General features: G+C 46.6%; 15 protein-coding genes and 5 tRNA genes. 4 read left to right on the forward strand and 16 right to left on the reverse strand.

Features of this window, described 5'->3' with window-relative positions; genetic code table 11:
- Window positions 1–102: 102 nt before the first annotated feature.
- From rplA to ACYQ1O_RS00855, 16 genes are all read right to left on the reverse strand, one after another.
- A complete protein-coding gene (gene rplA / locus ACYQ1O_RS00780; protein ID WP_459989596.1) occupies window positions 103–798 on the reverse strand; it encodes a 50S ribosomal protein L1 in 696 nt (231 codons plus the stop codon).
- Window positions 798–1,229: a 50S ribosomal protein L11 gene (gene rplK / locus ACYQ1O_RS00785; protein WP_459989598.1), complete on the reverse strand. Its 432-nt coding sequence runs from the start codon at window positions 1,227–1,229 to the stop codon at window positions 798–800. Before rplK ends, rplA begins: the two co-directional genes overlap by 1 nt.
- A gap of 108 nt (window positions 1,230–1,337) precedes the next feature.
- Complete coding sequence (gene nusG, locus ACYQ1O_RS00790) at window positions 1,338–1,871, reverse strand: transcription termination/antitermination protein NusG (protein WP_459989600.1); 534 nt, start codon at window positions 1,869–1,871, stop codon at window positions 1,338–1,340.
- A gap of 3 nt (window positions 1,872–1,874) precedes the next feature.
- A complete protein-coding gene (gene secE / locus ACYQ1O_RS00795; RefSeq protein ID WP_459989603.1) occupies window positions 1,875–2,252 on the reverse strand; it encodes a preprotein translocase subunit SecE in 378 nt (125 codons plus the stop codon).
- A 55-nt stretch (window positions 2,253–2,307) separates the two neighbouring features.
- Window positions 2,308–2,383, reverse strand: a tRNA-Trp gene (locus ACYQ1O_RS00800).
- Between the two features lie 45 nt (window positions 2,384–2,428).
- Window positions 2,429–3,619: an elongation factor Tu gene (gene tuf / locus ACYQ1O_RS00805; protein ID WP_459989579.1), complete on the reverse strand. Its 1,191-nt coding sequence runs from the start codon at window positions 3,617–3,619 to the stop codon at window positions 2,429–2,431.
- A gap of 27 nt (window positions 3,620–3,646) precedes the next feature.
- Window positions 3,647–3,722 (reverse strand) — tRNA-Thr (locus ACYQ1O_RS00810).
- Between the two features lie 20 nt (window positions 3,723–3,742).
- A tRNA-Gly gene (locus tag ACYQ1O_RS00815) sits at window positions 3,743–3,816 on the reverse strand.
- A 12-nt stretch (window positions 3,817–3,828) separates the two neighbouring features.
- A tRNA-Tyr gene (locus tag ACYQ1O_RS00820) sits at window positions 3,829–3,913 on the reverse strand.
- A gap of 61 nt (window positions 3,914–3,974) precedes the next feature.
- Window positions 3,975–4,550 carry an aminoacyl-tRNA hydrolase gene (gene pth, locus ACYQ1O_RS00825; RefSeq protein ID WP_459989605.1) on the reverse strand — a complete coding sequence of 192 codons (576 nt, stop codon included), beginning with the start codon at window positions 4,548–4,550 and terminating at the stop codon, window positions 3,975–3,977.
- Window positions 4,551–4,573: 23 nt separating this feature from the next.
- Window positions 4,574–5,152 carry a 50S ribosomal protein L25/general stress protein Ctc gene (locus tag ACYQ1O_RS00830; RefSeq protein WP_459989606.1) on the reverse strand — a complete coding sequence of 193 codons (579 nt, stop codon included), beginning with the start codon at window positions 5,150–5,152 and terminating at the stop codon, window positions 4,574–4,576.
- Window positions 5,153–5,194: 42 nt separating this feature from the next.
- On the reverse strand, window positions 5,195–6,148 hold the full coding sequence (locus ACYQ1O_RS00835; protein WP_459989608.1) for a ribose-phosphate diphosphokinase: 954 nt from the start codon (window positions 6,146–6,148) through the stop codon (window positions 5,195–5,197).
- Window positions 6,149–6,189: 41 nt separating this feature from the next.
- Window positions 6,190–6,264: transfer RNA gene (locus ACYQ1O_RS00840), tRNA-Gln, on the reverse strand.
- A 4-nt stretch (window positions 6,265–6,268) separates the two neighbouring features.
- Complete coding sequence (ispE, locus tag ACYQ1O_RS00845) at window positions 6,269–7,147, reverse strand: 4-(cytidine 5'-diphospho)-2-C-methyl-D-erythritol kinase (RefSeq protein WP_459989610.1); 879 nt, start codon at window positions 7,145–7,147, stop codon at window positions 6,269–6,271.
- Complete coding sequence (gene lolB, locus ACYQ1O_RS00850) at window positions 7,131–7,682, reverse strand: lipoprotein insertase outer membrane protein LolB (RefSeq protein WP_459989612.1); 552 nt, start codon at window positions 7,680–7,682, stop codon at window positions 7,131–7,133. The genes ispE and lolB overlap by 17 nt, the downstream gene beginning before the upstream one ends.
- Window positions 7,683–7,713: 31 nt before the next feature.
- Window positions 7,714–9,285, reverse strand: a complete 1,572-nt coding sequence (locus tag ACYQ1O_RS00855; protein ID WP_459989614.1) for a tetratricopeptide repeat protein — start codon at window positions 9,283–9,285, stop codon at window positions 7,714–7,716.
- 19 nt (window positions 9,286–9,304) lie between these two features.
- On the opposite strand from ACYQ1O_RS00855, the gene ACYQ1O_RS00860 reads away from it, so the two are divergent.
- Genes ACYQ1O_RS00860 through prmC form a run of 4 tightly spaced genes read left to right on the forward strand, consistent with a single transcriptional unit; the run spans window position 9,305 to window position 12,846 of the window.
- Window positions 9,305–9,655, forward strand: coding sequence for a hypothetical protein (locus ACYQ1O_RS00860; protein ID WP_459989615.1), 351 nt, complete (start codon window positions 9,305–9,307; stop codon window positions 9,653–9,655).
- Between the two features lie 20 nt (window positions 9,656–9,675).
- Complete coding sequence (gene hemA, locus ACYQ1O_RS00865) at window positions 9,676–10,935, forward strand: glutamyl-tRNA reductase (protein WP_459989616.1); 1,260 nt, start codon at window positions 9,676–9,678, stop codon at window positions 10,933–10,935.
- Window positions 10,932–12,017 carry a peptide chain release factor 1 gene (gene prfA, locus ACYQ1O_RS00870; protein WP_459989618.1) on the forward strand — a complete coding sequence of 362 codons (1,086 nt, stop codon included), beginning with the start codon at window positions 10,932–10,934 and terminating at the stop codon, window positions 12,015–12,017. The genes hemA and prfA overlap by 4 nt, the downstream gene beginning before the upstream one ends.
- Entirely contained in the window at window positions 12,010–12,846 is an 837-nt protein-coding gene (gene prmC, locus ACYQ1O_RS00875) for a peptide chain release factor N(5)-glutamine methyltransferase (RefSeq protein ID WP_459989619.1), read from the forward strand. The genes prfA and prmC overlap by 8 nt, the downstream gene beginning before the upstream one ends.
- Window positions 12,847–12,878 lie beyond the last annotated feature (32 nt).

Consider the following 12,878-nt stretch of genomic DNA (forward strand, 5'->3'; position numbering starts at 1 on the left):
TTTATTATTAGGCTAGTACCCGTCTACGCAGGAAATTAAGTCTAGGACACCTGCGGTCTTTGACGGTTACCGCAAAAACGGCAACCCAAAGTTCTTTAAATTTTAGGCAGTAAAACTGCTAGGATCCAACCAAAGACCTGGACCCATTGTTGATGATAAGGTGATTTTTTTAATATAAACACCTTTTGATGTCGCAGGCTTAGCTTTCTTTAAATCTGCAATTAAGGCTTCCAAATTACCTTGGATTGCCGCATCTTCAAAAGTTAATTTACCCAAAGTACAGTGAATAATGCCTGATTTATCAGTACGGTAACGAACTTGACCAGATTTTGCATTTTTAACCGCAGTGGCAACATCAGCAGTAACAGTCCCTACTTTTGGGTTTGGCATTAAGCCTCTTGGCCCTAAAATCTGACCCAATTGACCAACCACACGCATAGCATCTGGAGAAGCAATCACAACATCAAAGTTCATTTCGCCTTTTTTAACCAGATCACCCAAATCATCCATACCTACAATATCTGCACCCGCAGCTCTTGCAGCATCAGCATTTGGGCCTTGGGTAAAAACAGCCACCCTGACAACCTTACCAGTTCCATTTGGTAAAACTGTAGCTCCACGGACATTTTGATCTGATTTACGAGGATCAACACCCAAGTTAACACTGACATCAATGGCTTCGTTAAACTTTGATGTACCAAACTCTTTCAACAACTGAACAGCTTCTGCAACAGTATATTGCTTGGATCGATCAACTTTTTCTTTAATCAGTTTTGCTTTTTTTGTTAACTTAGCCATTACAACCCCTCCACATTCAGACCCATACTACGGGCACTGCCTGCTATTGTTTTTACAGCAGCATCAAGATTAGCCGCATTCAAATCTTCCATTTTTATTTTGGCAATATCTTCAAGCTGCTCGCGTGTTATTGTGCCAACTTTTTTTGTATTTGGATTACTGCTACCACTTTTTAGACCCGTTGCTTTTTTAATCAAAACAGTCGCCGGAGGGGTTTTAGTAATAAATGTAAAGCTACGATCGCTATACACAGTAATAACTACTGGTAGCGGCAAGCCTTTTTCAACATCTTGAGTTTTGGCATTAAATGCTTTACAAAACTCCATAATATTTACACCACGCTGACCCAAAGCGGGACCAATCGGTGGACTTGGGTTTGCTTCACCAGCCTTTACTTGAAGCTTGATGTATGCTGTAATTTTCTTAGCCATTCTTTACTCCATTATGGGTACAAACGCATTTTCAGCTCCCCAAAGACACAAAAAATCCCTGCCTTATTCAGACAGAGACTCCATAAATAATTAATAAAGACAAATACACTAGCTTTTTTCTACCTGACCAAATCCCAACTCTACAGAAGTAGATCTTCCAAATATAAGCACAGATATTTTCAATTTATTTTTTTCATAATTAACTTCTTCGACGGCACCATTGAAATCTTTAAATGGGCCATCAATAATTCTCAAAACTTCACCAACTTCAAATAAAGTTTTAGGTCTAGGCTTATTAACACCCTCTTCAACTCTATTTAATATTGACATAGCTTCGCGCTCAGATATAGGAGCTGGCCTGTCAGAAGTTCCTCCAATAAAACCAAGAACCCTCGGAACATCTTTTACAAGATGCCAAGTTTCATCTGTCAACTCCATCTGAACCAATACGTAACCAGGGAAAAACTTGCGCTCGCTTTTTCTTTGCTGACCCATCCTCATCTCTACCACTTCCTCTGTAGGAACAAGAATCTTGCCAAAATATTTTTCTAGCCCTTCGCGCTTTATTCTTTCTTCTAACCCTTGCTTAACTTTATTTTCAAAGTTTGAGTAAGCATGAACAACATACCATCGCAGGGACATTATTTAACCACCTTGACCAGTCAAATAACGAACACCGGTATACAGTGCAATATCAAGAACCCATAACACCACACCAACAATGGACACCATTGCCAATACCATTAAAGTTGTCCTCATTGTCTCATCTCGAGTTGGCCAAACGACTTTTCTTACCTCCATCCGGGACTCCAAAACAAACCCCCAAACAGACTTACCAAGAACTGTCGTGTATAAAACACCAACAACAACCAACAACATTGCAACAAGACAAAGAACCCTATAAACCAACTGAATATCTGAAAAATAATAGAAAGCAGCTACACCAGCAACCACAAACACAACGGACATCACTTGCTTGACAATATCAATAACCGATACTGATTGTTCTGGCTGACTATTCATGATTTCTTCTTTTTATTATTTTATAAACTTTGAAAGCTTTGAAAGCTTTGCTGAGTGGCAGGCCAGGAGGGTCTCGAACCCCCAACCCGCGGTTTTGGAGACCGCTATTCTACCAATTGAACTACTGACCTATCTCAGAAAACTCATAACGGACTATTATAAACAAAAAAACCGCATTACTCAATAATAGAAGCAACAACACCCGCGCCGACAGTACGACCACCTTCACGGATTGCAAAACGTAGACCTTCTTCCATAGCGATTGGTGAAATCAGTTTCACGCTAACGGAGATGTTGTCACCAGGCATTACCATTTCAACGCCTTCTGGCAATTTAACTGCGCCAGTTACGTCTGTGGTACGGAAGTAGAACTGTGGACGGTAACCGTCGAAGAATGGCGTGTGACGACCACCCTCTTCTTTTGACAACACGTAGATTTCTGCGTTGAAATGGGCATGCGGCTTGATGGTGCCTTTGTGCGCCAATACTTGACCACGTTCCACGTCATCACGTTTAGTACCACGCAACAATAAACCAACGTTATCGCCCGCTTCACCTTGATCCAACAATTTACGGAACATTTCAACACCAGTTACGGTGGTTGTCACAGTGGCTTTGATGCCGACGATTTCAACTTCTTGACCGACTTTGATGATACCGCGCTCAATACGGCCAGTTACTACAGTACCACGGCCTGAAATCGAGAATACGTCTTCGATTGGCATTAGGAATGCACCATCAACGGCACGTTCTGGTTCTGGGATATAGCTGTCTAGCGCTTCAACAAGACGGACAACAGAGGCTTCGCCGATGTCGCTTTGGTCGCCTTGCAAGGCCAATAAGGCTGAACCACGGATGATTGGGGTATCGTCGCCTGGGAATTCGTACATATCGAGCAGTTCGCGCAATTCCATCTCAACCAGTTCGATCAACTCTTCGTCGTCAACCATGTCGGCTTTGTTCAGGAACACAACAATATAAGGTACGCCAACCTGTCTTGATAACAGGATGTGCTCACGCGTTTGTGGCATTGGGCCGTCAGCTGCTGAACAAACCAAAATAGCGCCATCCATTTGCGCCGCACCGGTGATCATGTTTTTTACATAGTCAGCATGGCCTGGGCAGTCAACATGGGCGTAATGGCGTTTTGATGATTCATATTCAACGTGTGATGTTGCAATGGTGATACCACGCGCACGCTCTTCGGGTGCATTATCAATTTGGTCGAACGCTTTAACCGCACCACCGTGGATTTTTGCCATTACAGTAGTCAATGCTGCTGTCAAGGTTGTTTTGCCGTGGTCAACGTGACCGATCGTGCCTACGTTTACGTGCGGCTTATTTCTGGAAAATTTTTCTTTGGCCATACATCACACTTTGATTAATCGTTATACTGGAGCTCATAACCGGATTTGAACCGGTGACCTCTTCCTTACCAAGGAAGTGCTCTACCTACTGAGCTATATGAGCAATTGATCAACATCTCAGAATGGAGCGGGTGATGGGAATCGAACCCACGTGATCAGCTTGGAAGGCTGGAGTTCTACCATTGAACTACACCCGCAGTCACTAAATTTGGTGGAGGGGGGAGGATTCGAACCTCCGAAGGCAGAGCCGGCAGATTTACAGTCTGATCCCTTTGGCCGCTCGGGAACCCCTCCTATATCGGGTAAGCTCTATATTATCTTTTAACGAACAACATATGTCAAATAATTTTTTATTTTATTTTTTATCTGCATTTATCTTAGACATAACAACATCAATCTTGCCACTGACCAATTCGCTAAAAACAACCATAACCTTATCAAAGGACATCAATAACAAACCAAAATCAACAGCAGAGGGCACTGATAACACATAGTCAGCAACCGAACGACCAGCAACCGGACGCCCAACACCTAACCTTAAACGCAAAAACGAAGCCGCACCCAAATGCGCAATAATATCCCTTAACCCATTATGCCCAGCATGACCACCACCCGCTTTTAGCTTCAGCACACCCACATCAAAATCCATCTCATCATGCACAACCAAGACCTCTTCGGCATGCAACTTATAGTACCGAACCAATTTCCCAACAGCACAACCACTTTTATTCATAAAAGTATCTGGCTTCAATAAAATCAATTTATTTGCCGACACACATATCTCAGCAACATATCCCTCAAATTCAGAGCGATACTGCCATTGACCACCATAGCCAGCAATCAATTTATCTAAAAACAAAAACCCGGCATTATGCCGGGTCTTTTCATATTGCCGACCAGGATTACCCAATCCAACAACTAGCTTTATCATTAATTAATACAAAATCCGCAGACTTATTTTGCAGCAACGACAGACGCCACAGGCTGGTCATGGCTTGCGCCATGACTTAACTCAACCAACTCAACACCTGAAGGCAAAACCAAATCAGACAAATGCAAAATACCACCAACATCTAGGTTTTGTAAATCAACCTCAATATACTCAGGCAACACAGAAGGCAAACAAACCACCTCAACATCCGCCATCAAATGTGATACAGCACCACCTTTTTTTACACCCACAGATGTTTGCTCATTAACAAAATGCAAAGGAACATGAACCTTAACAACTTCAGACATGTTTACGCGCTGAAAATCCAAATGCATTACCTGAAATTTTGCAGGGTTACGCTGAACCGCTTTCAAGATAGCCTGCTCTGTCTTACCATCAACAGTTATATCCAAAACATGAGAGTAAACAGCCTCATGCTCAAGATGCTTAATAACTTCGTTATGATTCAAAACCAGCATTTGCGGCTCTTTATGACCACCGTAGATTACAGCAGGCACATTGCCCTTATGACGCGCCCTGCGTGCAGAACACTTACCAATCTCAACACGGCTCTCAGCAATAAATTCAAATACTTTAGACATCTTTCTTCAACCCTAAGCCTTTATGGCAAATTCTAAATTCTGTTAATCCACATACAGCGAACTGACGGACTCGCCGGCAGAAATTCGCCTAATGGTCTCAGCCAGCATCTCAGCAACACTTAACTGTCTTATTTTCCCTAGCTCAATTGCATCCTGACTTAACGGTATGGTATCTGTAACAACCAACTCATCCATGACAGAATTACGCAAATTTTTAATGGCATTACCGGAAAGAACCGCATGTGTACAATAAGCAACAACCTTCACCGCGCCGTGCTTTTTTAATGCCGCCGCCGCATGACAGAGAGTACCCGCCGTATCAACAATATCATCTATCAAGACACAAGTACGCCCATCAACATCACCAATGATATGCATGACTTCAGCAACATTTGCACGCAATCGACGCTTATCAATGATTGCCAAATCAGCATCATTCAGGCGCTTTGCCAATGCCCTTGCCCTGACAACACCACCAACATCAGGCGAAACAACAATCAAATCCTTATACTGCTGACGCCAAACATCACCCAACAAAATTGGCGACGCATAAACATTATCAACCGGTATATCAAAAAAACCTTGGATCTGGTCTGCATGCAAATCAACAGTTAGCAACCTATTGGCACCAGCCTGCTCAATCATTTTTGCCACCAACTTTGCACTGATAGGCACTCTAGCAGATCTTGAACGCCTATCCTGCCTTGAATACCCATAATAAGGCATTACAGCAGTAATTCGCGAAGCTGACGCCCTCTTAAAGGCATCAATCATCACCAACAACTCCATTAAATTCTCATTAGTCGGTGAACAGGTTGGCTGAATAACAAAAACATCCTTACCACGGACATTTTCTTCGATCTCTACAGCAATTTCACCATCGCTAAACCTACCTACTGCCGCCATCCCTAGCCGCATATTTAGCTTCTTAACTATACCTTCAGACAAAGCTAAGTTAGCATTCCCAGAAAACACCATCAAAGAAGTGTCATTCATTCATGCTCTCCTACATTCATTCAATTTCATGAAGGCTAAAATGGCTGGGTCGCAAGGATTCGAACCTTGGTATGCGGAGATCAAAACCCCGTGCCTTACCGCTTGGCGACGACCCAATAATTAGAAAAATAGCTCACAGCCCTTTAACTTTGAAAGCAAAGGGGATTCATTCACCCCTTTAGCCAAAAAGACTTGCCACTTACTACTAAGAGACTTGAACGCAACAATTGCAGTAGATTCCGACTCAAACTCAGCAAAAACACAGGAACCAGTTCCTGTCAGCCTTGCCTCGGCAAATACCGACAAATCAAGCATTGCGTCTTTTATGACTTGATAACGCTCACAAACAACGTCAGCGCAATCATTATTGTGCTGACCAGCTATAAAGTCAGCTATTTTGATTGATTTACTATCGCGTGTCAATTCTTTTGCGTTAAAAATTTCGCCTGTATTAACATGGCAATCGGGTCTAATCACCACAACCCATGATTCTGGAACGACAATTTTCTCCAAAACCTCGCCAACACCTTCAGCCCAAGCAGCATGCCCGAAAACAAATACCGGCACATCCGCACCCAGCGTAAGCCCAAGCTCAATTAGCCGCTCAGTAGACAACCCCAAATCCCAAAGCTTATTTAAAACCACCAACGTAGTTGCCGCATCGGAACTGCCACCTCCCAGACCACCACCCATAGGCAGGTTTTTTTGCACCTCTATACAGACACCCTGCTGGCATCCTGTAGCCGACTTAAGCAAATTTGCAGCCCTGACCGTTAAATCTTCGGCTTCAGGCACACCCGGAATGGTTTTTAATAAACTGACCACTCCGTCTTCCTGAGGATGAAACCTGATCCAATCACACAAATCAATAAACTGAAATACCGTCTGCAATAAATGATAACCATCCGGCCTTCTGCCGACGATTTGCAACAACAAATTTAGTTTTGCTGGCGCAGGCCATCTCTCCATCCATAATGACGGCTTAATTTGCCCCTGCATGTCTTAAATCCCACTGATCTATAATTAATTTTAATTTGGCCTGCCGATTCAGCACGGTTATTTTTTTAGGCAACACCTGACCATCAAACAACTGAACCTGCTCGAATTCGACCAACCAACCCAACTGATTAAAACCCTTACCGAATTTTGTCGATGGCACCGAAGGCTCGGGCAACCCCAACACCCAATATCTCAAAGCCCGTATCGGCACAACCAGACCCAACTGCTCACTGATGAATTGCTGGGGATCGCTTGATGTCTGCGGCTTGCCATCCCCCCTATCAATACTGACAGACACTGCATCCAAATGCACCTTCACCGCGCCCTGGCCCAGCGGCCCGGACAGCTTGATCCGCTCATCATCAGGACGGTGTTGCCATGTAATGCTGGCGGACCAAGAATCGGATTTTTGCGATACTGCAAGCCGCCCAGAAAACTGCCATTCCGGCAACAGATACAACACCTTCTCTTCAGGCCGCTCTTGTGGGGGTGAAAAAATTGCACAGGCCGATAAAGATAGCGCAATTAACGCCATCGCCAACAACCTTAGATTGAGCGGCATATTGTTACTGGGCATTCTTCAATAGGCGCTGCTGCACTTCCAGCAAAAACTCATCATCAGGCGCAGCCTTAATTGCTTCACTAAAGATACCATTAGCCTCATCCTTGCGGCCCAAAGACCACAAAACCTCAACTAGATGGGCAGCTATTTCACTTTCTTTTTGCTTGGCATAGGCTTTTTGCAGAAAATCCAATGCTTTTAACGCCTGACCTTTCTTAAACAAAACCCAACCATAGCTATCGACAATAACTGGTTCGTTTGGCCTCACCGCCAGCGCCCTGGACAAATACTGCTCGGCTTCGGCATAACGACTTGTGCGATTAGCCAATGAATACCCCAGAGCATTCAGCGCTTCGGCATTTTTAGGGTTTTTCTCCAAAATCTTTTGTAAGTCCGCTTCCATTAGATCAAACTTTGCCAACTTTTCCGCCATTAAGGCGCGGGTATAAAGCAGGCTTTCTTCATCATGCATATCGGTTAAGGCGGTAGTCAACAAATTAAACGCTTGCCGATAGTTTTTTTGCTTATTAAAAACTTCCGACTGGATCAACAAAATCCGGACTTTTTCTTTAGGGAACTTGCCCATCATCGCAGAAGCCTTAAGGCTTGCTTCGTTAAACTGCTTTTGCTTGACCATCAACATAATCGACGACACAGAAGCATCAAAAGCCAACGGGCCATCTGAAACCTTATCAAACCAAGCGACTGCTTGCGGTAATTTGCCACGCTTTTCTTCCAGCTTCCCCATATAAAAACTGCTTTGGTTGCGCCAATCGGGGCGCTCTTGCAATTTTTTAAAAATATCTTCGGCATCGTCATCCTGACCATCTTGCAAGTAAACCAAGCCCAACGACAACTGGCTTTCGTAATCGCTAGGATTGGCCTCCAGAATCTCTTCAAAAACCGTACCGGCTTCTTCATATTGATCCGACTTAACCAGCACTTGTGCCAACAAACGCTTAATTTTTGGATTCTCAGGATACTTGCTGACGGCATATCGTAAGATTGTTTCCGCTTTAGAAAAATCACCCGAAAAAACCGCAATTTGGGCTTGCCAAACCAAAGCCTTATCCCAGTCCGGCTTAATTTTTAGCGTTTTTTCGATATAGACTTCGGCTTGCGCCTTGTCATTTAACTGCGCCCAAAAGAATGATTGCAAATAAGGAACAATCGCTTGGTCAGCATGTTTGGCAGACAACGCCGACAACACACCGGTCATTTTCCTCAACTGACCTTCCTTTTGCAGGACAGAAGCCACTTCCAACACCGACTTTTCGAAATCATCGGCAGAAGAAACGCCCAATAAAACATCGAAATGCTCAACTGCCTTAGCCTGGTCACCATCCCTTAACGCCAACAAAGCCGCAACCTTTCTGGCTTCAGGATTTTTAGGCGCTTGGCGCAACCAAATCGCCAATGACTCTTGAGCCTTGCCGGTATTTTTGATGAACATGGCGATCACCACCGCCCGCTCTGCAAAACGTGGGTCATCCACCCGTTTTGCCGCTTCCAAATAACCTTCCATGGCAATGTCATACTGACCACGCTGACCCGCCAGTTCGGCGGTGAGCAACATAAACAGCACATCAGGATCAATGGCTGTATTGACAGGGCTAGCCTTGGCTTTAGATTCACTTGATTTTGCGGCTAAGGCCGCTGGGTCGACAGCCCCTGTTTGTTTTTCGGAAGTGGCGCACGCCACCAACCCAATAAGCGGAACAACTAACAATAATCTAAAAATTAACACTCAGAATCCTATGTTGATGTACAAGCATTTGCCCATAGATTACCAGAAAACGCGCTGGATTCAGACAGCTGAATTAGCCGCTAATGATAAAGCTATTCTATTTATTGCAATAGCACTCCATAATATGCGCCATACAGCAGCGGCAAAAACGCGCAACGCCCTCAAACCGGACAGCTTGCTGATCCGCTTAAACCCTTAATTCCATAATCACAAATCACAATGACACTTCTTGTTGTAGGGATCAATTACGCCACAGCGCCGGTCAGCATCCGCGAGCGTTTGGCCTACCCTATGGAAATCCTGCCATCTTCGCTAAAAGCCTTCCGGCGGCTGAGCCATGTCAGCGAGGCGGCGATTTTATCAACCTGTAACCGCACCGAATTTTATTGCAACAGCGACACCTCCAACCAACAACCCTTAATTGACTGGGTCGCGGAAAGCAAGCAAATCAACCGCCAAGATTTTGCCCCCTACCTTTATTCGCACACCGACAGCGAACTGATCCGGCACATGTTCCGCGTCGCCTGCGGCTTGGATTCGATGATATTAGGCGAACCGCAAATCCTTGGGCAAATGAAAACCGCCTACCAAGCCGCTTGCGAAGCAGGTACATTAGGCAAACCCTTAGGCAAATTGTTCCAACACACCTTTAGTGCCGCCAAAAAAGTCCGCACCGACACTGCAATCGGATCCAGCCCCGTCTCGGTCGCTTTTGCCGCCGTGCAATTAGCACAACAGATTTTTGACAAACTCAGCGACCAAACCGCCTTGCTGATCGGTGCTGGCGAAACCATCGAACTGACCGCGCGGCACTTGTCGCGCCAAGGCATAGGCCGCCTCATCATCGCCAATCGTACTTACGACAAAGCCCACAGCCTAGCCAGCCAATTTGACGGCTATGCCATTTCTTTAGCGGAATTGCCCAACCATTTGGCGGAAGCCGACATTGTCATCTCCTCCACCGCCAGCCAACTGCCCATTTTGGGCAAAGGCCGTGTTGAAAGCGCGTTAAAAAAGCGCAAGCACAAACCCATGTTCATGGTCGATTTAGCCGTACCGCGCGACATAGAAGCCGAAGTCGAACAACTGCAAGACGTGTACCTGTACACCGTTGACGACTTGCAGCACACCATCAACCAAAACATGAATTCGCGCCGCGAAGCCGCCCAGCAAGCCGAAGAAATCATCGACACCCAAGTCGATCACTTTTTGGCTTGGTTACGCGCACAAGATGCTCAAACCACCATCCGCAACTACCGCCAGCAAGCCGAACAACACCGCGACGAAGCCCTACAAAAAGCCTTGGCCTTGCTAAAAAACGGCGTAACCGCCGAAGAAGCTTTAGAGCGATTGGCTCATGCCTTAACCAACAAACTGACCCACACACCCAGCGCGCAAATCCGCTTGGCAGCCGAAAACGAACGCCACGACCTGATTGCCGCCGTACATGAAATTTTTAAACTGAACAAAACGCAATGAAGCCATCCATACAATTAAAACTAGAAAGCCTGTGCGAACGTTACGACGAAATTGCCGCGCTGTTATCCGAGCCTGAAGTCCAAGCCAACCAAAACAAATTCCGCAGCCTTAGCCAAGAATACGCACAAATCACACCCTTGGTGGAATGCTACAAACGCTACGAAAACGCCTTGGCACAACTGGCCTCCGCACAAGAAATGGCGACCGACAGCGACCCTGACATGCGCGAACTCGCCAAAGAAGAAATCAGCGAAGCGCAACAGCAAATTGCCGCCCTCGACCACGAACTGCAATTGCTGCTGTTACCCAAAGACCCCAACGACAACCGCAACATTTTCCTAGAAATCCGCGCCGGTACCGGCGGCGATGAAGCGGCGATTTTCTCCGGCGACCTGTCGCGCATGTACCAACGTTACGCGGAAAAACGCGGCTGGCAAACCGAAATTATCAGCGAAAGCCACGGCGATCATGGCGGCTACAAAGAAGTCATCCTGCGCGTTTCAGGCCGCGACGTGTATTCGCAACTTAAATTTGAATCCGGCGCACACCGCGTCCAACGTGTGCCAGAAACCGAATCGCAAGGCCGTATCCACACTTCAGCCTGCACGGTCGCCATCATGCCGGAAGTAGAAGAAGTCGATGCCATCGACATCAACCCCGCCGATTTAAAAGTGGACACCTACCGTGCCTCCGGTGCCGGTGGTCAGCACGTCAACAAAACCGAATCGGCCATCCGCATCACCCACATCCCAACGGGCGTGGTGGTGGAATGCCAAGACGAACGCTCGCAACACAAAAACCGCGCCCGTGCCATGTCGTTGCTGGCCTCGCGTTTATTGTCGGCAGAACAGGAAAAACATCACGCCGAGCAATCCATGACCCGTAAGCTGCAAGTGGGCAGCGGCGACCGTTCCGAACGTATCCGCACCTACAACTACCCGCAAGGCCGCTTGACCGACCACCGCATCAACCTGACTTTGTACAAATTGGAAGACATCATGCAAGGCGGTTTGGAGCAAGTCATCCAGCCACTGATTAGCGAGCATCAGGCCGAACTGCTGACGCAATTGGGCGATGACTAATATCCAAACCGCACTGCGCGAAGCCGCCCACAATTTGGCAGACCGCTCCGATTCCGCGCAACTCGATGCCGAAGTGCTGCTGGCTTTTGCCTTGGGTAAATCGCGCAGCCACTTGCGCGCCTGGCCTGAACGAGAACTCGATGCCGCCAGCGAACAACAGTTTTTAAACCTGCTCGCCGCCCGTCAACAAGGCCAGCCTATTGCTTATCTGACTGGCGTGCGGGAGTTTTGGTCGCGCGAGTTTTTCGTCAACGCCGACGTGCTGATTCCCAGGCCGGAAACCGAATTGCTGATCGAACTTAGCCTAGCGTTAATCGCACCCCAGCAAAGCGTGGATCTGATTGATTTAGGCACAGGTTCCGGCATTATCGCCATCACCTTGGCTTTAGAATGCCCACAAGCACGCGTGTGTGCCGTCGATGCCAGCGCTGCCGCCTTAGCCGTCGCCCAAGCAAACGCCGTCCGCTTGCAGGCCCAACACATCCAATTTTACCAAAGCGATTGGTTTACCGACGTGCCTGCCGGACGTTTTGATTTGGTCATCAGCAACCCGCCCTATATTGCCGACCACGACCATCACCTGCAACAAGGCGACGTGCGCTTTGAACCAAACAGCGCGTTAATCGCCGCCGAACAAGGCTTAAGCGATCTACAACAAATTGCCGATAGCGCCCGCAGCCGCTTAAAAACCGGCGGCTATTTATTGATGGAACACGGCTACGACCAACAAGCGGCCGTGCAAAAGCTACTGACAGGTTTGGCTTACCAAAACATCCAAACCCACACCGACTTGTCAGGACAACCGCGCGTGACGGTCGGGCAATGGTAAAACTAGCACCAGCACGCCACTTACTTTATAGT

The sequence above is a fragment of the Methylosoma difficile genome, assembly GCF_054657615.1.

What these genes read in the sequence shown, in the direction of transcription:
- hemA (WP_459989616.1), top strand. Translation starts at nt 9,676, where the DNA reads ATGACACTTCTTGTTGTAGGGATCAATTACGCCACAGCGCCGGTCAGC.
- ACYQ1O_RS00830 (WP_459989606.1), bottom strand. Translation starts at nt 5,152, where the DNA reads ATGTCTAAAGTATTTGAATTTATTGCTGAGAGCCGTGTTGAGATTGGT.
- pth (WP_459989605.1), bottom strand. Translation starts at nt 4,550, where the DNA reads ATGATAAAGCTAGTTGTTGGATTGGGTAATCCTGGTCGGCAATATGAA.
- ACYQ1O_RS00860 (WP_459989615.1), top strand. Translation starts at nt 9,305, where the DNA reads ATGGCTGTATTGACAGGGCTAGCCTTGGCTTTAGATTCACTTGATTTT.
- ACYQ1O_RS00835 (WP_459989608.1), bottom strand. Translation starts at nt 6,148, where the DNA reads ATGAATGACACTTCTTTGATGGTGTTTTCTGGGAATGCTAACTTAGCT.
- ACYQ1O_RS00855 (WP_459989614.1), bottom strand. Translation starts at nt 9,285, where the DNA reads ATGTTGCTCACCGCCGAACTGGCGGGTCAGCGTGGTCAGTATGACATT.
- tuf (WP_459989579.1), bottom strand. Translation starts at nt 3,619, where the DNA reads ATGGCCAAAGAAAAATTTTCCAGAAATAAGCCGCACGTAAACGTAGGC.
- prfA (WP_459989618.1), top strand. Translation starts at nt 10,932, where the DNA reads ATGAAGCCATCCATACAATTAAAACTAGAAAGCCTGTGCGAACGTTAC.
- lolB (WP_459989612.1), bottom strand. Translation starts at nt 7,682, where the DNA reads ATGGCGTTAATTGCGCTATCTTTATCGGCCTGTGCAATTTTTTCACCC.
- prmC (WP_459989619.1), top strand. Translation starts at nt 12,010, where the DNA reads ATGACTAATATCCAAACCGCACTGCGCGAAGCCGCCCACAATTTGGCA.
- rplA (WP_459989596.1), bottom strand. Translation starts at nt 798, where the DNA reads ATGGCTAAGTTAACAAAAAAAGCAAAACTGATTAAAGAAAAAGTTGAT.
- nusG (WP_459989600.1), bottom strand. Translation starts at nt 1,871, where the DNA reads ATGTCCCTGCGATGGTATGTTGTTCATGCTTACTCAAACTTTGAAAAT.
- rplK (WP_459989598.1), bottom strand. Translation starts at nt 1,229, where the DNA reads ATGGCTAAGAAAATTACAGCATACATCAAGCTTCAAGTAAAGGCTGGT.
- secE (WP_459989603.1), bottom strand. Translation starts at nt 2,252, where the DNA reads ATGAATAGTCAGCCAGAACAATCAGTATCGGTTATTGATATTGTCAAG.
- ispE (WP_459989610.1), bottom strand. Translation starts at nt 7,147, where the DNA reads ATGCAGGGGCAAATTAAGCCGTCATTATGGATGGAGAGATGGCCTGCG.